Origin of the sequence: Aliiroseovarius sp. F47248L, assembly GCF_023016085.1 — a bacterium.
In the GTDB taxonomy this organism is placed as follows: Bacteria; Pseudomonadota; Alphaproteobacteria; order Rhodobacterales; family Rhodobacteraceae; genus Aliiroseovarius.
The window spans coordinates 90,431-106,004 of record NZ_JALKBF010000001.1 but is presented as its reverse complement, the minus strand read 5'-3'; the positions used below and the strand labels follow the sequence as shown (position 1 = coordinate 106,004).

Below are 15,574 nucleotides of genomic sequence, written 5' to 3'. Positions count from 1 at the left end.
CCCCGCCCGCAAGCCATGTGCGCAGGTTGCGGCACTGTCCCACAGATGACAGGCACGGTTTTGCTGCTAGTCTGACCATGAATGATCAAAAGGGAGGCTTCTATGCAAATCACATTTCTTGGCCATTCGGGGTTTCGGATCGAAATTGAAGGCGCGGTATTGCTGGTCGATCCGTGGCTAGACGGTAACCCGATGTTTCCAGAAGATCGTCGGGACGAGGCGACGGCAGGCGCGACACACATCCTGATTACCCACGGGCATGGCGACCACGCCTCATCGACCCTGGCCATCGCGCGCGAGAAGAACATTCCGATTGCGGCGATCCACGAGCTTGCCACTTTCTGGGGCAATGAAGATGGGATAGAGACGCTGGGCTTTGGCAAAGGCGGCACCATAGACCTGAACGGGGCGAAAGTGACGATGGTGAATGCCTCGCATTCCGCCAGTTTCGATTATCTGGGCGGCGATCGGCCACTCTGCGCAGGCGCCGAGGTCGGGTTCATGATCGCAGGCGAAGGTCACGTGATCTATGTCTCTGGCGACACCGACATCATGGCGGATATGGAGTGGATGGGCGATCTGCACAAACCCGATATCGGTATCCTGTGCGCGGGTGGGCATTACACGATGGATATGGCGCGGGTGGGCTACGCGACAAAACGGTACTTCGATTTCAAGACCGTGATTCCCTGCCACTACAAGACCTTCCCCGTTCTGGCGCAGTCCGCTGATGAATTGGTCGCTGCACTGCCCGACGTGAATGTGATTGAACCAGAGGTTCTGAAGCCGATAACGATCTAAGGATCAGCGCCGGGACGCGAAGAAGTCCTTCAAGATCTGTTCTGCCTCATCTGCGCCTATGCCATCATAGACTTCGGGCACATGGTGGCATTGCGAATGCGTGAAGATGCGCGCGCCATGTGCCACGCCGCCTGATTTCGGGTCCGCCGCGCCGTAATAGACCCGGCGAATACGCGCCGCCGACATGGCGGTTGCGCACATCGCGCACGGCTCCAGCGTCACGTAAAGGTCGTGGTCGGGCAGGCGTTCCGACCCGGCCTGAGCGCAGCCTTCGCGGATCACCAACACTTCGGCGTGGGCCGTAGGGTCGTTCAACTCGCGCGTCCGGTTGCCTGCCGCAGCGATCACCTTGCCGTCCGGCGACACCAGCACCGCTCCCACGGGCACCTCACCGCGCGCGGCGGCAGCACGGGCTTCTGCCATTGCGGCATCCATATGGCTTTTAAAACGGCTCATGCCCCCTTTTGCCTTGGCGCCGACCGCTTGCCAAGGCTTCCCCTTTGCCCCGCCCCGCGCTATGCGAAGGCATGACAGACAAAAAATGCCCCCCCGTTCCCAAATCGGCCCGCAAGCCCGCCCCGAAAAAGCCGGATGCCGCGACGGCTGATCCGTCCAAAGGCGACCGCATCGCCAAGGTGCTGGCCCGCGCCGGTGTCGCCAGCCGTCGCGAGGCTGAACGGATGATCGAAGCGGGCCGCGTAACCGTGAACGGAAAAGTGATCGACAGCCCCGCGCTGAACGTCACCGCCAAGGACACGATCCTGTTTGACGAAGCCCCTTTGGCCGAACCGGAACCGCCCCGCATGTGGTTGTATTACAAGCCCATCGGCCTTGTGACGACCGAGCGGGATGAGAAGGGGCGCGACACGGTATTCAAAAACCTGCCCGACGACCTGCCCCGCGTGGTCAGCGTCGGGCGGCTCGACATCAATTCCGAAGGCCTGTTGCTTCTGACCAATGATGGCGAGGTGAAGCGAAAGCTGGAACTACCCTCGACCGGGTGGTCACGCAAATACCGCGTGCGGGTGAACGGGCGACCCACCGAGGACACACTGGCGCCGGTGCGCAAGGGTTTGACGATTGATGGCGAGCGGTTCCAGCCGATGGCCGTGTCGCTGGACCGGCAACAAGGCGCGAACGCGTGGCTGACCGTGACCCTCCGCGAAGGGAAGAACCGCGAGGTGCGCCGCGCGATGGAAGCAGTCGGGCTGACCGTCAACCGTCTGCTGCGCGTCAGCTACGGCCCTTTCCAACTGGGCGAATTGAAACCCGGAGAGGTCGAGGAAATCCGCCAACGCGTTGTGCGCGACCAGCTTGGGATGGAAGACGCAAAGCCGGCGCCCGTGCGGACGCGCAAAGAGATCCCGCGCGGCAAGCATGGAAGCAAACCGGGGGCCAAGCCTGCATTCAAAGGTGGGCGGCCCGGAGGGAAACCAGGTCAACGTCCGGCGGGAAAAGGCCCCGGCGGCAAAGGTCCGGGCGGCAAGCCCCAGGGCCGCCCCGGTTCGCGCAACAAGTAGCATGGTTACCGGCTAGAACAGCGATCCTTGATCGGGGGCGTCCTTTTTGGGCTTGGGCTTTGTTGCGGGTTTGATCGGCTTCACCGCCGATGTCCCTGACCCATCCAGCGCCAATCGACCATCCGCGAACTCGATCTCAAGCGCTTTGGCTTTTGCGGCAGCGGCTTGGTTGGTCACCACATCTCCGTCGCCCCGCACAACCGCATACCCACGCTTCAACGTCTCGGTATAGCCCAGCGTTTGGCGCATTCGTTCAAGGCTGGTCAGCCGATCCTCGTGCCGCTTTGTATTTGCCAAGAAGGCCCGATCCAATCGCGCGGACAGTCCGGTGATCTCAACCGTTCGGCGTTTGTTGGCGTCTGTGATTCGGTCGGGGTCCAAGCGTGCGCTTGCCATATTTAGCCGGTCCCGCATCGGGGCCAGTCGCGCGGTCAAAACGCGCGGGCGCAGACCTGCGGACGCCTCGGTCAACTTGACTCGCCTCACTTGCGTCATGCTGCGCAGGGCTGAGGGCAGTTTGTGGCTGGCGGCATCAAGCCGCTGGCGTGGAGTGTCCAACAACGCCTCGGGGCGCGGCAGGGCGCGGGCCACGTCACGCAGGCGCTGGCCGCGTTGCGTCAACGCCTGTTCCAACGAACGGGTCAAGCGGGTGCCTTGTTCCTCGGTCCACGCTAGCAATTCCAGACGCACTGGCACGGCATGTTCGGCAGCCGCGGTCGGCGTCGGCGCGCGCAAGTCAGACACGTAATCAATCAGGGTCGTGTCCGTCTCGTGCCCCACCGCCGAGATCAGGGGAATATCCGACGCGGCGGCGGCGCGCGCGACGATTTCCTCGTTGAACCCCCACAGATCCTCGATTGAACCACCACCGCGCGCAACGATCAGCAAGTCAGGACGCGGCAGCGCGCCGCCCGGTTGCATACGGTTGAAACCTTCGATTGCGGCGGCGACCTGAGGCGCACACGCCTCGCCCTGCACGGCGACGGGCCAGATCAGCACTTTGCGCGGGAAACGGTCCCGCAGACGGTGCAAGATATCGCGGATCACCGCACCGGACGGTGATGTGACAACGCCAATCACTTCGGGCAGGAAAGGCAGCTTTTTCTTGCGTTCGGGCGCGAAAAGTCCCTCTGCCGCCAGCGTTTTCTTGCGCTTTTCCAACATTGCCATCAACGCGCCTTCGCCCGCGACGACGACATCATCGACGTTCAACTGGTATTTCGACTGGCTGCCAAAAGTGGTCAGCTTGCCGGTGACAATCACCTCCATGCCTTCTTCGGGCTTGATCGACAGGCGGCTGACCTGCCCTTTCCAACTGACCGCCGCCAGCACGGACCGGTCATCCTTCACATCGAAATACAGATGCCCCGAGCGTGCCAGCATGACCCGCCCAACCTCGCCCCGCACGCGGACACGCCCAAATGCCCCCTCGATTGTTTTCTTCAGCGCGCCGGAGATTTCCGAGACGGTGAACTCCGGTGCGTTTTCGCCGGGCTGTGGATCGTCGATCAGGTCGGACATGGGCCGGTGTCTCTTTCCTTGTGATTTCAGCGCCCCGACCTTAGAACGCCGATGACAGAAGGCCAAGCGGGGGAAGAGCCATGAACATCCTTATTCTGGGCAGCGGTGGGCGCGAACACGCGCTGGCGTGGGCTGTGATGCAAAACCCGAAATGTGATCGGTTGATCGTGGCACCCGGAAATGCCGGCATGGCGCAGATCGCGGAGTGCGCATCGCTGGACATCGAAGACGGTGACGCGGTGGTGACCTTTGCGCAGCAAAACACCATTGATTTCGTGATCATCGGGCCGGAAGCGCCCTTGGCCAAAGGCGTGGCCGACCGTCTGCGCGAGGCGGGCGTCAGTGTCTTCGGCCCCTCGGCCGAGGCCGCGAAGCTTGAGGCATCCAAGTCCTTCACGAAAGAGGTCTGCGATGCCGCGGGCGCGCCAACCGCTGCCTATGGTCATTTCACCGACGCAGATGCCGCCAAGGCCTATATTCGCGAACAGGGCGCACCGATTGTCGTCAAGGCGGACGGACTGGCAGCCGGCAAAGGCGTGATCGTCGCGATGGACAAGCAGACGGCGCTGGACGCCATCGACGACATGTTCGGCGGCGCGTTTGGCGGGGCCGGGGCCGAAGTGGTGATCGAAGAATTCATGGAGGGCGAAGAGGCATCATACTTCATCCTCTGCGACGGTAAGACCGCTCTGCCCATCGGCACAGCACAGGACCACAAACGCGTCGGCGATGGCGACACGGGCCCGAACACCGGCGGCATGGGCGCCTACTCCCCCGCCCCGGTCCTGACGGACGAGATTGCCGCCCGCGCCATGCGTGAGATCATCGAGCCGACTGTGGCTGAAATGGCCAAGCGCGGCACACCCTATCAAGGTGTGCTTTATGCGGGGTTCATGATCAAGGACGGGCAGGCACGGCTGGTCGAATACAACGCACGTTTTGGCGACCCGGAATGTCAGGTCTTGATGATGAGGCTGGGTGCACAGGCGCTGGACTTGATGTTGGCTTGTGCCGAGAGGCAGTTAGACAAGGCTAAGGTCAACTGGGCTGACGATCACGCGATCACCGTGGTGATGGCGGCGAATGGCTATCCCGGCGCTTACCAGAAGGGATCAATCATCAATGGATTGGATAACCTGCCTGAGGATTCGATGAATATGGTGTTTCACGCAGGCACCACCGAAGTAGACGGTAAGATCACAGCTTCCGGCGGGCGTGTCCTGAACGTCACCGCGCGCGGCGATAGCTTGCAAGAGGCTCGTGACCGCGCCTATGCGATGATTGACAAAATAGACTGGCCGGAAGGATTCAACCGCGCAGATATCGGCTGGCGCGCGCTTTAACAGCCCAGACGCGCCGACAGGCTATCCGGTCCGGTGTAAGGTGCGACATTGGTCAGCTTCAGCTCACCGCCGTCCAGGCGTGTTTCAATAACACGCGACCAATTGGCGCTGGCAGTTACGACGACAGGCGGATGCCCCACGCAGTCCCGTACACCGCCTTCGATGACTGGGCTTGCGAACTTGTGGTTTGTGACACCCCCAACCGTTGCCAAATCTTTGAACAAAAATCCTCCCGCATCCGGTCGGACCGAGACAAGCGTGAGCCTGCGGGCCAAATGAGGGCGATCGACATAGGCGACCTCGTCCACTCCATCGCCATTGAAATCCGCGATGCCTGCCACTGCCAACCAACGATGGCGCATGCCGATGGGGTTGCTGGAGCCGCGCAGCACCAGTTCGCCCTTATCCAACGCATAGATGCGTATCATTGCGCCGACATCATCGCCGCTGAACACAGTCACAACTTCGCGCACTCCGTCACCATTGAAATCGTGAAGGCGTGGTATGGTGTCTTCAAAAACACCGTCTGAAACGCGTGTGATAGTGCGCGATCCGTCAGACAGATTGACCTCAAGCGCGCCATACTCGCCGCCGGGAACAGCCCCATGGCCATAGCGATCTGTAGGTTCAACATAGCGGGCCGAGGTGATCTGCGCGGCCGCCGGGGTCGCAAGGCAGATGAAAACCAGCGCGACCCGAAGACCGGTCATTAGATCTGCTTTTCAGGCATGTGCACGACAAGACCGTCAAGATCGTCTGTGACCTTAAGCTGGCAGGTCAGGCGCGAACGCTCGGCATCCGGCTCATAGGCGAAGTCGAGCATGTCTTCTTCCATCGCATCCTTGGCAGGCATCTTTTCCACCCACGCGGCGTCGACATAGACGTGGCAGGTCGAACAGGCGCAAGCACCACCACAATCGGCTTCGATGCCGGGAATATTATTGTCGCGCGCACCTTCCATCACGGTCAAACCGTTGGCGACGTCGACGACGTGCTGTGTTCCGTTGTGCTCGATATAGGTAATCTTTGCCATCTGGCGCCTCCTGTTCATGCTCCGATCGTTCTAGACAAGGCAAATAGGCAAGGCAAAGAGGATTTGCCAGTCAAGACAGCTTGAAGTGGTTTAAAAATGTGGCTTTGCTGCGCAATGACATCGCGAAAGCTGGGTTCCAAAATGAAATCAGCCCGAAACGCGTCGTGGCGCACGGGCTGGGTTTTCAAATTCGATTTCCGCGTCAGAATGGGTTGGTCATGAACCCGGCAATGGCAGTGGTCACCGGATCGTCCTGCATGATCCAAGCACCGGCCTGTTCGATCATTGACCCCTGCGACAGTCGGTCAACACGATCATTGTAATTGATCACGCCGACTTGGCTGAAAAGGAACCCCTTGAACAACATGAATCCGACAAGCGTCAGGAGCAGCCCCTTGATCGGGAACCCCCGGCGCAGCCTAGGTTTGCTGGGCACCAACAGCCCATCACGCTCGACCAATTGAACATAGCCTTGCGACAAGCGGCGATGCTGTCGGCTAATTCCGCGCACCCGTTTTTGAAAGTCTTGAACTTGTGCATCAGTCACGATCAATACCCTCCCCTCAATAAAAAAAATAATACACCCACCTCAGAATATGGCAAAAAAGTGGTGGTGGCCAGAAATCTGTTAAATTTTCACGTAATAAACACTAACTTTTTTGTAAAACTAGTGTTGTCCAGTCAACAATTTCGGTGCGTTCGACCAGATTGAACCCGTTTCGGACATAAACGGAAATCACTTCGTCCGCTTGCGGGTTCAGAATGCCCGACAGAATCGCATAACCCTTGGTAGAAAGGTGCTTCGCCATATCCGGGGCAAGACCGATCAGCGGCCCTTTCAGAATATTAGCAAATACTAGGTCGAATGGAGACGCTTCTTGAAGTTCAGGCGCGTTAAATCCTGCCGCCTCGACACAGTAAACTCTTTCTTCCAAATTGTTGGCTGCGACATTGGCTTTTGCAACGTCAACGGCGACCTGATCAATATCGCTGGCCAAGACCGGATTAGGCCAAACACGCGCGGCAGCCATTGCCAAGACGGCGGTCCCGCAACCAATATCGACCACATTCTTGCCGACAAACCCGTGTTCTACCAATCCATCCAGCGCCTTCAGGCAACCTAGCGTGGTGCCGTGGTGTCCTGTCCCGAATGCCATCGCGGCTTCGATCAGCAACGCGATTTTTCCGTCAGGCACTTTATCCGCATCGTGACTGCCATGCACAAAGAAGCGGCCCGCTTCCACCGGGGAAAGTTCGCGCCGAACATGGGCGACCCAATCAACCTCGGGCAATTCCGAGACGGTGAAATCTTTCGCATTGTGCATTGCCGCCAGCAAGGCCAGTCCCGCGGTGTCTGGTTCGTGGGTGAAATAGCCGCCAACCTCCCAAGTGCCGCTTCCGTCTTCAACTTCAAAGACGCCGATACCGGTGGGCTCAGGGGTTAATGTCTCCATCGCCAAGCCAAGCGCTTCGGCGGCGTCTTGACCGTCCAGCGTGGTCAGTGCAGTCCAAGTGGACATGACAAAATCCTTTCTGATGACGGGAACGGCCTACCGAGCAGCGCCTGCGCGGTCAACCACAACTGCGCTGCCGAAACGGATGTTTACTCGGCGATCTGCGGCAACGGGCGCGAGAATACTGTCTCGTTCCCCTTTTCCGGATGACGTGGAATAAGAAGAGACAACATCAATGAGACGCAGGCCATTCCCGCTGCTAATGCAAAAACGCCCCCCGGAGACACAACCCACAGGTAGCCCAGCAGAGCGGGTAGAAAGACCGCGGCGATGTGGTTGATTGTGAATGCCACGGCGGCCGTCGGCGCAATATCCTGCGGGTCCGCAATCTTCTGGAAATAGGTTTTCAGCGCGAAGGCCAGCGCGAAGAAAAGGTGGTCGAGCACATAAAGCGCCGCGGCCAACACCACACCCCAACCAAAATAGTAAATCCCGCCATAGGCCAGAAACACACTGATCAGTCCGGTGTATTCAAAGGCCAACGCGCGACGCTCGCCCCATTTGGCAACCGCTTTCCCCATCAGTGGCGCAAAGAAGATATTGGCCAGATAGTTGATCAGGAACAGCGCCGTGACCTCATGCACTTCGAACCCGAAGCGTTCGACCATCATGAAGGCGGCAAACACCGTAAAGATCTGTCGCCGCGCGCCTGCCATGAATTGCAGTGCATAGTAGAGCCAGTAACGACGGCGCAGCACGAATTGCTTCAACTGCGGCTCGGGGCTTTCAAACTGTGGATAGGCAAAATATGCAAAGATTGCGATGGCCAGGGTCGTGCCGCCTGCGATCATGTAGACTAGATTATAGCTCAGATCGAACGCCTTCCACGTCAGCACCAGAAGCCCGTAGCTCAACAGAGCCGCCGCCGATCCGATTGACATGATCCACCCCAGCATTTGCGGAGCTCGCTTTTTATCGATCCATTGCAATTGAAGCGATTGGTTCACCGTTTCGAAATAGTGGAACCCGATCGACGACAGCATGGTGACTGTTAGTATGCCACCGAAGCTCGGAAACCACGCGGTGATGGCTGTGGCCGCGCCAAGCATACCCAAGGCGACAACGCCCAGCACCTGTTCGCGAAACAACATCAGAAGCGCGATCACACCGATGGCCAGAAAGCCGGGAATTTCGCGCACTGTGTGCAACCAGCCGATTTCGACGCCTGTGAACCCGGCCGCTTCGATCACGAAGTTGTTCAGAAGCGCAGACCACGTGAAAAACGCAATGGGCATCCCCGCTGCCATCAACATCAGCAGAAAGATGGGGCGGCGCCAGAACGGTAGCGCTCGAGCTTCTTCAAGGGTCAGGATCTGGTGTCTCATGGCCCCGCATTACGCCTGTTTTTACCAGTTTGCGAGATCAAAACGCATTCATTTAAGCTTATATGTTTATGATTTATGTCAAGGCAGGTTACCGTGAATCACGGCAAGGTATCCAACAATTGAAGGAACCCGCATGGACATTGTGCCCCTAATTGACCGTATCGGAGAAGAGCCGACAGCCGCGCTGTTTGGGCTTGTCACCGGTATTGTCTTTGGCGTGGCCGCCCAACGGTCGCGGTTTTGTCTGCGCGCTGCCACAGTCGAGTTCGCCCGGCGCATGATGGACAGTTCCCTCGCAATCTGGCTTTTGACTTTCTCGACCGCTCTGGTCTGGGTGCAAGGCGCGTCGCTTCTAGGCCTGCTGCGACCCGAGGATGCGCGCATGATGGCGGTGACCGGAACGTGGTCGGGTGCCATCATTGGCGGGTTAATGTTTGGTGTCGGCATGGTGCTGGCACGTGGTTGTTCTGGTCGACTTCTGGTGTTGGCCGCAACGGGCAACCTTCGGTCTGTGGTATCCGGATTGATTTTCGCTGTGGTCGCTCAAATGAGTTTGCATGGCTGGCTGGCCCCTGCACGCGACAAGCTGGCCCGGCTCTGGATGACCGAGCGTGGCGTGAACCTGAACCTGTTGAATGCCCTTGGGGTCCCGGACTGGTCCGGTTTTGCGCTTGGTATTCTGACCGCCGTGTTCGCGATCTATATCGCGCGCAAGTCCGGCATGGGCTATCGGCGTTTGGTGTTTGGATCCGGTGTCGGTTTTGCCGTCGCATTGGGGTGGGTGCTGACCTATCAATTGTCGCTGGCGGCGTTCGAGCCCGTCTCGGTCACCTCTGCCACCTTCTCCGGCCCGTCCGCCAATACGCTAATGTTTTTCCTGATTCCCGACCCGGTGCTGGAGTTCGACGTGGGCCTTGTGCCGGGCGTTGTCATCGGGGCCTTTGCCGCAAGCTGGCTGGCTGGAGAGTTCAAGTTCCAAGGGTTCGATGGCGAGGCCAACATGCGCCGTTCGATGTTCGGGGCTGTCTTGATGGGTTTCGGTGCGATGCTGGCTGGTGGTTGTGCGATTGGCGCGGGCGTCACCGGCACCTCGATCTTTGTCGGTACGGCATGGCTCGCACTATTGTGCATGTGGATTGGGGCTGTGTTCACCGATGCGTTGGTGGATCAAAAACAGGGCCGAGGTGCGGCACTTCCGGCGCAATAATCAGCCAAAGGCGCATCAGGCGCCCATAGCGTCATCCCAATCATAGACAACAATGCCGCCGGTCTCGCGTGCTCTCAAGCTATGATAAAGTGCTCGCGCTGCATCGTTTTCCTTCTCAGTAGCCAGCCAGATGCCCTGACACCCGGCGCCACGCGCTTGTTGGATCAACTTTCGGCAAAGTGCGGAGGCAATGCCTTGTCTGCGCATGTCGCGAAGAACACCAACTTCGTTGATGAAAAACACTGGGGGCTTGTCTGGATGCAACAGGACGTTGCCTGACGCAAAGCCGATCACTCTGTCGCCCAATCGCGCAAATACCAGTTCGTGTCCGGTTCTGGACACGAACGTCTTCAACTGCTCAGGATCAACCGCGTTGTCAAAAGCTTCTGCTTTATCGAGCATCGCGGCGTTCTCGCGGCTCAATACATGATAGGTCACCCGGTCGGTCATAAATACATCATAGCCGATGCTGTGATTGCTTGAAATACCAGGGACGATCTGGAAGCACGGTTGCCTCAATAAAAACTTTGCGGATCGATATCCACCGATACGCGCATATCCCCTTTGATCTGGAATTGTGCGAGCCAGCGTTTCAATGCAGCTTGGATGGGCGCACCCTTCTCAGCTTTCACCAAAAGCCTGACACGATGCCGCCCTCTGACGCGCGCGATGGGCGCTGATGCAGGGCCATAAAGCTGCGCACCGATCTGGATGAGCGGCTCGGACCGCCGCGCCATCTCGCTCCCCAGATCAAACACTGCTTGAATATCGGGCGACGACAGGACGATCCCCGCCAAACGCCCATAAGGCGGCACGCCAGCCGCTTGGCGTTCGCCTGCCTCGGCGCGCCAAAAATTCTCTTCCTCGCCCGCAAGAATCGCGCGGATCACCGGGTGTTCGGGTTGGAAGGTTTGCAGAAGTGCGACGCCCGGTGTCTCGGCTCGCCCAGCCCGGCCAGCGACCTGTCGGATCAATTGAAACGTGCGTTCTGCGGCACGCAGGTCGGACCCTTGCAGACCCAGATCGGCATCGATTACGCCTACCAAAGTTAGCTTTGGAAAGTTGTGCCCCTTCGCCACTAACTGCGTGCCGATGATGATGTCAGCCCCACCGTCGGCGATCAGTTCAATCTGTTCTTTCAGTGCGCGGGCTGAACCGAAGAGGTCCGACGACAACACCGCCACGCGGGCATCGGGGAAGCTTGCGCGGACTTCTTCCGCCAGCCGTTCCACACCCGGCCCGACAGGGGCGAGTTTCCCTTCGACTTCGCATTCCGGGCAGGCCTCTGGCATCGGCTTCGTCTCGCCGCATTGGTGGCAGACAAGCCGTTTTTGGAACCGGTGCTCGACCATGCGCGCGTCGCAATGATCGCAACCGATCTGGTGTCCACAGGCCCGGCAGATCGTGACAGGCGCATAGCCACGGCGGTTGATGAAGAGCAGCGATTGCTCGCCCTTCGCAATGCGCAGGGTCACGGCCGCTTTCAGCGTGGGCGAGATCCAGCTTTGCGTCAGCATATTCTCCTGCCGCATATCAATCGCGCGCATGTCGGGCATGACGGCCGGGCCATAGCGACTGGTCAGGTCAATCCGCTTGTATTTCCCCGCCTCGCAGTTGGCCCATGTCTCAAGCGACGGCGTGGCCGAGGCCAGCACCACCTGCGCGTCACAGATGGATGCCCGCATCACCGCCATATCGCGGGCCGAATAGAGCACACCGTCTTCCTGTTTGTAGGAACTGTCATGCTCCTCATCCACGATCACCAGCCCAAGGTCGCGAAAGGGCAGATAGAGTGCGGAGCGCGCACCCACAACAAGCGAGGCATCCCCCTGCCCGACCATCCGCCAACAGCGGCGACGTTCGGTCATGGTGACGCCCGAATGCCATTCGGCGGGCCGCGCGCCAAAGCGTTCTTCGACCCGTTTCAGAAACTCGGCGGTCAGGGCGATTTCGGGTAAAAGCACCAGCGCCTGACGGCCTTTCTTCAAACAGGCGGCGACGGCTTCCAGATACACCTCGGTCTTGCCGGCGCCGGTGACCCCACGCAGAAGCGTGGTGCCATAGCGGCCCGCGCGCACGCCGACGGTCAGTTGCTTGGCGGCCGCGACTTGATCTTCAGTCAGCTCTTTGCTCGGCAAGTCGGGGTCAAGACGCGGATAAGGCATGTCACGCGGCGTATCTTCCTCGCGGATCGCCCCAAGCTTTACCAACCCCTTCACAACCGACCCGCTGACCCCCGCCAGATCGGCCAGTTCTTTCTGTGTGAACCCAACGCCGGGCTGATCCATTAACACGTCCATCACCTTGGCACGTGCATCCGTCAAGCGGTTGGGGCGATGGCCCGACGCCTTCAACACTTTCCGCATCGAAGGTGGGTCGGACAGCCCCGGCGCACGGGTAGCAAGGCGCAGCATTTGACTCATCGGCGTCAGAGTGTAGTCGCCCACACGGGTTAGAAACTCGGCCATTTCGATGCGCATGGGGGCAACATCCAGAACACGGTTCACAGCGCGTAATTTGGATGCGTCAAATCCAGTTTCTCCCGGACCCCAAACAACGCCCAACACCTTGCGCGGGCCAAGCGGCACCTCAACAAATGCACCTTGTACGCAACCGCCTTCGGGGGCCCGGTAGGTCAGGATTCGGTCCAGTGGCTGAGTGGTCAACACGCCGACCCTTGTGCCCTCTGGAAACTGCTCAACGTCGCTCATATAGCCAGATTCCCTGTCTTCCAGTGCACCATAAGGGCTTTCTGCCCGCGCGCCCATGGGGTATGAGAGCGCAAACGCTCATAAGCTGCAGGAGCCGCGCACATGAAATTCTTCGCTGATACCGCCGATATCGACGCCATCAAGGAACTGAACGACGTCGGGATGATTGACGGCGTAACCACCAACCCCTCGATCATCAAGAAATCGGGGCGTGACATTCTGGAAGTGACCAAGGAAATCTGCGACATTGTGGAAGGTCCCGTGTCAGCCGAAGTCACCGCCGTCGATGCTGACACCATGATCGCCGAGGGCCGCAAACTGGCCAAGATCGCCGACAACATCGCGGTCAAGGTGCCGCTGACTTGGGACGGGCTAAAAGCCTGTAAAGTTCTGACCGACGAAGGCACCATGGTGAACGTGACGCTGTGCTTCTCGGCCAACCAAGCACTGCTGGCCGCAAAAGCCGGCGCGACCTTCATTTCGCCGTTCATCGGTCGTCTGGATGACATCAACATGGATGGGCTGGAGTTGATCGAGGACATTCGCACCATCTATGACAATTACGGGTTCGAGACGCAGATTCTGGCGGCCTCGATCCGGTCGGTCAACCACATGAAAGACTGCGCGCTGGTCGGGGCAGATGTGGCAACCGCACCAACATCGGTCATTCAGGCGATGGCGAAACACGTGCTGACCGACAAGGGGTTGGACGCGTTTCTGGCGGACATTAAAGCGGCAGACATTAAGATCTTGTAAGCTGGATCTTAAAACCACGACTGTTACGAGGGGGCCACGGCCCCCTCTTTCTGTTGTGGCTGGTGCGAAAAATCTGCCACCCGCGCGATGCCTTGGTGTATGTTCGCATAAAACGACAAGAACAAAACACCGAGGCAGCAGATGAGCGTACCAGCTACGATTGATGATGAATTGCGCGCGCATTTAATCGCGCAACCCGAAACCATTCTGGATGATCAGGACATTATGCGCGCGTTAATCGCCGCGAATGAGCGCGCGATGGGGGCTAATATCGTGGACCTTCGCGGCATTGCGATGGAACGGCTCGAAGCCCGACTGGACCGGCTGGAAGACACGCACCGGTCGGTGATCGCGGCGGCATATAACAATATCTCCGGCATGAACATGATCCATCGAGCTGTTCTCAGGATGCTGGACCCGGCGGATTTTGAACTGTTCATGGCAGACCTCAGCGGCGAAGTGGCCGAGATATTGCGCGTTGATTGTGTGCGATTGGTTCTGGAAACTGAACTTGGCCAGAAAAACAGCGCTGTCGGGCGGTTGGGACCGGTTTTGTCTATCGCGGCCCCCGGGTTCGTCGATGACTATCTGGGTATGAGTGGCGATCAATCGACCCGTCAGGTCTTCCTGCGCCAAATTCAGGAACAAGACGAAACGATCTATGGCGACACTGGCTTCTGGGTCCGGTCCGAGGCTTGCATTCGTCTGGATCTGGGGGAAGGCCGTTTACCCGGTATGCTGGTTCTGGGGGTTGAGAATGCCGAGCAATTCAAACCCGGACAAGGCACCGATCTTCTGGCCTTTTTCGGCGGAGTGTTTGAACGCGCGATGCGCCGCTGGTTGTCGTGACCGCCAAGGACACATTGGCGATCCCGGACGGCGCTCGGGATGCGTTGTCTGAATGGCTGGACAACATACGCGCTCTGGACGGCGCGTCCACGAACACGATCACGGCATATCAGACTGATCTGACCGGGTTTCTGGCGTTCATGGCCCAACATCTGGGTGGGTCTGCAGGACGAGGCGGATTGGCCCGCGTAACGCTATCAGATATGCGTGCATGGATGGCGCATGAACGAGGTCGAGGCGTTGGCGCGCGATCTCTGGCCCGATCTTTATCCGCTGTGAAGAGCTTCTACCGCTGGCTCAGCGAACGGGATGAATTTGACGCGACTGCGGTTTTGTCGACCCGCAGCCCCAAATTCACCAAGAAACTGCCTCGCCCACTGGCGCCAGATGCTGCGAAAGCGGTGATCGAAACCGCCGGAATTCAATCACAGCATGGCTGGGTCGGGGCGCGTAACATTGCAGTCGCAACGCTTCTTTACGGGTGCGGTTTGCGCATTTCCGAGGCGCTGGGTCTGACCTGCGCCGATGCCCCTTTGCCAGACACCCTGCGGATCAAAGGGAAGGGCGGCAAGGAGCGGGTTGTGCCGGTATTGCCTGCCGCCCGCGGCGCAGTCGAAGCCTATCGCCGCCTATGCCCTCATCCGGAAACACCAGACGCGCCGCTGTTTCGCGGCGTGCGCGGCGGGGCGCTGGGTCCGCGCATCGTACAAAAGATGATGGAGCAGGTGCGCTTGCAATTGGGTCTGCCCGCAACCGCCACGCCCCACGCCATGCGGCACAGTTTTGCAACCCATCTTCTGGCCGCCGGTGGCGATCTGCGCGCCATTCAGGAATTGCTGGGCCATGCCAGTCTGTCCACGACCCAAGCCTATACAACGGTTGACACTTCACGGTTGTTAGAGGTCTACAACGCCGCCCATCCACGCGCATGACCAAACCGAAGCCTCCAAGGTTTCTTCTTTCCCCCTTTTCAATTTTCCGGCACAAAGCGCGC

General features: G+C 59.1%; 16 protein-coding genes. 7 read left to right on the top strand and 9 right to left on the bottom strand.

Annotation, left to right across the window (positions count from 1 at the left end; genetic code table 11):
- Window positions 1–102: 102 nt before the first annotated feature.
- Window positions 103–801: a metal-dependent hydrolase gene (locus MWU51_RS00640; RefSeq protein WP_247033106.1), complete on the top strand. Its 699-nt coding sequence runs from the start codon at window positions 103–105 to the stop codon at window positions 799–801.
- 3 nt (window positions 802–804) lie between these two features.
- Here MWU51_RS00640 and MWU51_RS00635 read toward each other — a convergent pair whose 3' ends face one another.
- Window positions 805–1,257, bottom strand: a complete 453-nt coding sequence (locus MWU51_RS00635; RefSeq protein WP_247033104.1) for a nucleoside deaminase — start codon at window positions 1,255–1,257, stop codon at window positions 805–807.
- Between the two features lie 71 nt (window positions 1,258–1,328).
- On the opposite strand from MWU51_RS00635, the gene MWU51_RS00630 reads away from it, so the two are divergent.
- Window positions 1,329–2,321: a pseudouridine synthase gene (locus MWU51_RS00630; RefSeq protein ID WP_247033102.1), complete on the top strand. Its 993-nt coding sequence runs from the start codon at window positions 1,329–1,331 to the stop codon at window positions 2,319–2,321.
- A 12-nt stretch (window positions 2,322–2,333) separates the two neighbouring features.
- On the opposite strand, the gene xseA is transcribed toward MWU51_RS00630, so the two are convergent.
- Window positions 2,334–3,842, bottom strand: a complete 1,509-nt coding sequence (xseA, locus tag MWU51_RS00625) for an exodeoxyribonuclease VII large subunit (RefSeq protein WP_247033101.1) — start codon at window positions 3,840–3,842, stop codon at window positions 2,334–2,336.
- An 80-nt stretch (window positions 3,843–3,922) separates the two neighbouring features.
- Between xseA and purD the strand changes: the two genes are divergently transcribed.
- Window positions 3,923–5,185, top strand: coding sequence for a phosphoribosylamine--glycine ligase (gene purD, locus MWU51_RS00620; protein ID WP_247033096.1), 1,263 nt, complete (start codon window positions 3,923–3,925; stop codon window positions 5,183–5,185).
- Here the strand turns inward: purD and MWU51_RS00615 are convergent.
- The 5 genes from MWU51_RS00615 to MWU51_RS00595 all read right to left on the bottom strand — a co-directional run bounded on the left by MWU51_RS00615 (window position 5,182) and on the right by MWU51_RS00595 (window position 9,057).
- Entirely contained in the window at window positions 5,182–5,895 is a 714-nt protein-coding gene (locus tag MWU51_RS00615) for a VCBS repeat-containing protein (RefSeq protein WP_247033094.1), read from the bottom strand. The two genes, purD and MWU51_RS00615, sit on opposite strands and share 4 nt — an antisense overlap.
- The gene (locus tag MWU51_RS00610) at window positions 5,895–6,218 is read right to left on the bottom strand and encodes a 2Fe-2S iron-sulfur cluster-binding protein (protein ID WP_247033092.1); all 324 of its coding nucleotides are present in this window, start codon (window positions 6,216–6,218) and stop codon (window positions 5,895–5,897) included. Before MWU51_RS00610 ends, MWU51_RS00615 begins: the two co-directional genes overlap by 1 nt.
- A gap of 202 nt (window positions 6,219–6,420) precedes the next feature.
- On the bottom strand, window positions 6,421–6,765 hold the full coding sequence (locus tag MWU51_RS00605; RefSeq protein ID WP_247033090.1) for a hypothetical protein: 345 nt from the start codon (window positions 6,763–6,765) through the stop codon (window positions 6,421–6,423).
- A 103-nt stretch (window positions 6,766–6,868) separates the two neighbouring features.
- A complete protein-coding gene (locus MWU51_RS00600) occupies window positions 6,869–7,738 on the bottom strand; it encodes a 50S ribosomal protein L11 methyltransferase (protein WP_247033088.1) in 870 nt (289 codons plus the stop codon).
- Window positions 7,739–7,821: 83 nt separating this feature from the next.
- Window positions 7,822–9,057, bottom strand: coding sequence for an MFS transporter (locus tag MWU51_RS00595; protein ID WP_247033085.1), 1,236 nt, complete (start codon window positions 9,055–9,057; stop codon window positions 7,822–7,824).
- Between the two features lie 133 nt (window positions 9,058–9,190).
- Here MWU51_RS00595 and MWU51_RS00590 point away from each other — a divergent pair, with 133 nt between their 5' ends.
- On the top strand, window positions 9,191–10,264 hold the full coding sequence (locus MWU51_RS00590; RefSeq protein WP_247033083.1) for a YeeE/YedE family protein: 1,074 nt from the start codon (window positions 9,191–9,193) through the stop codon (window positions 10,262–10,264).
- Between the two features lie 15 nt (window positions 10,265–10,279).
- Here the strand turns inward: MWU51_RS00590 and MWU51_RS00585 are convergent, their stop codons facing one another.
- Together MWU51_RS00585 and MWU51_RS00580 are read right to left on the bottom strand one after the other, a co-directional pair.
- Window positions 10,280–10,714 (bottom strand): GNAT family N-acetyltransferase, encoded by a 435-nt coding sequence (locus tag MWU51_RS00585; RefSeq protein ID WP_247033082.1) that lies wholly within the window; start codon window positions 10,712–10,714, stop codon window positions 10,280–10,282.
- A 65-nt stretch (window positions 10,715–10,779) separates the two neighbouring features.
- A complete protein-coding gene (locus MWU51_RS00580) occupies window positions 10,780–12,975 on the bottom strand; it encodes a primosomal protein N' (RefSeq protein WP_247033079.1) in 2,196 nt (731 codons plus the stop codon).
- A 102-nt stretch (window positions 12,976–13,077) separates the two neighbouring features.
- Here MWU51_RS00580 and fsa point away from each other — a divergent pair, with 102 nt between their 5' ends.
- From fsa to MWU51_RS00565, 3 genes are all read left to right on the top strand, one after another.
- Window positions 13,078–13,731, top strand: a complete 654-nt coding sequence (gene fsa, locus MWU51_RS00575) for a fructose-6-phosphate aldolase (protein WP_247033077.1) — start codon at window positions 13,078–13,080, stop codon at window positions 13,729–13,731.
- 141 nt (window positions 13,732–13,872) lie between these two features.
- Window positions 13,873–14,580 carry a DUF484 family protein gene (locus MWU51_RS00570; protein ID WP_247033076.1) on the top strand — a complete coding sequence of 236 codons (708 nt, stop codon included), beginning with the start codon at window positions 13,873–13,875 and terminating at the stop codon, window positions 14,578–14,580.
- Complete coding sequence (locus MWU51_RS00565; protein WP_247033075.1) at window positions 14,577–15,512, top strand: tyrosine recombinase XerC; 936 nt, start codon at window positions 14,577–14,579, stop codon at window positions 15,510–15,512. Before MWU51_RS00570 ends, MWU51_RS00565 begins: the two co-directional genes overlap by 4 nt.
- Window positions 15,513–15,574 lie beyond the last annotated feature (62 nt).

What these genes read in the sequence shown, in the direction of transcription:
- MWU51_RS00640 (WP_247033106.1), top strand. Translation starts at nt 103, where the DNA reads ATGCAAATCACATTTCTTGGCCATTCGGGGTTTCGGATCGAAATTGAA.
- MWU51_RS00580 (WP_247033079.1), bottom strand. Translation starts at nt 12,975, where the DNA reads ATGAGCGACGTTGAGCAGTTTCCAGAGGGCACAAGGGTCGGCGTGTTG.
- MWU51_RS00595 (WP_247033085.1), bottom strand. Translation starts at nt 9,057, where the DNA reads ATGAGACACCAGATCCTGACCCTTGAAGAAGCTCGAGCGCTACCGTTC.
- MWU51_RS00570 (WP_247033076.1), top strand. Translation starts at nt 13,873, where the DNA reads ATGAGCGTACCAGCTACGATTGATGATGAATTGCGCGCGCATTTAATC.
- MWU51_RS00585 (WP_247033082.1), bottom strand. Translation starts at nt 10,714, where the DNA reads ATGACCGACCGGGTGACCTATCATGTATTGAGCCGCGAGAACGCCGCG.
- fsa (WP_247033077.1), top strand. Translation starts at nt 13,078, where the DNA reads ATGAAATTCTTCGCTGATACCGCCGATATCGACGCCATCAAGGAACTG.
- MWU51_RS00635 (WP_247033104.1), bottom strand. Translation starts at nt 1,257, where the DNA reads ATGAGCCGTTTTAAAAGCCATATGGATGCCGCAATGGCAGAAGCCCGT.
- MWU51_RS00600 (WP_247033088.1), bottom strand. Translation starts at nt 7,738, where the DNA reads ATGTCCACTTGGACTGCACTGACCACGCTGGACGGTCAAGACGCCGCC.
- MWU51_RS00615 (WP_247033094.1), bottom strand. Translation starts at nt 5,895, where the DNA reads ATGACCGGTCTTCGGGTCGCGCTGGTTTTCATCTGCCTTGCGACCCCG.
- MWU51_RS00630 (WP_247033102.1), top strand. Translation starts at nt 1,329, where the DNA reads ATGACAGACAAAAAATGCCCCCCCGTTCCCAAATCGGCCCGCAAGCCC.
- xseA (WP_247033101.1), bottom strand. Translation starts at nt 3,842, where the DNA reads ATGTCCGACCTGATCGACGATCCACAGCCCGGCGAAAACGCACCGGAG.
- MWU51_RS00610 (WP_247033092.1), bottom strand. Translation starts at nt 6,218, where the DNA reads ATGGCAAAGATTACCTATATCGAGCACAACGGAACACAGCACGTCGTC.
- MWU51_RS00590 (WP_247033083.1), top strand. Translation starts at nt 9,191, where the DNA reads ATGGACATTGTGCCCCTAATTGACCGTATCGGAGAAGAGCCGACAGCC.
- purD (WP_247033096.1), top strand. Translation starts at nt 3,923, where the DNA reads ATGAACATCCTTATTCTGGGCAGCGGTGGGCGCGAACACGCGCTGGCG.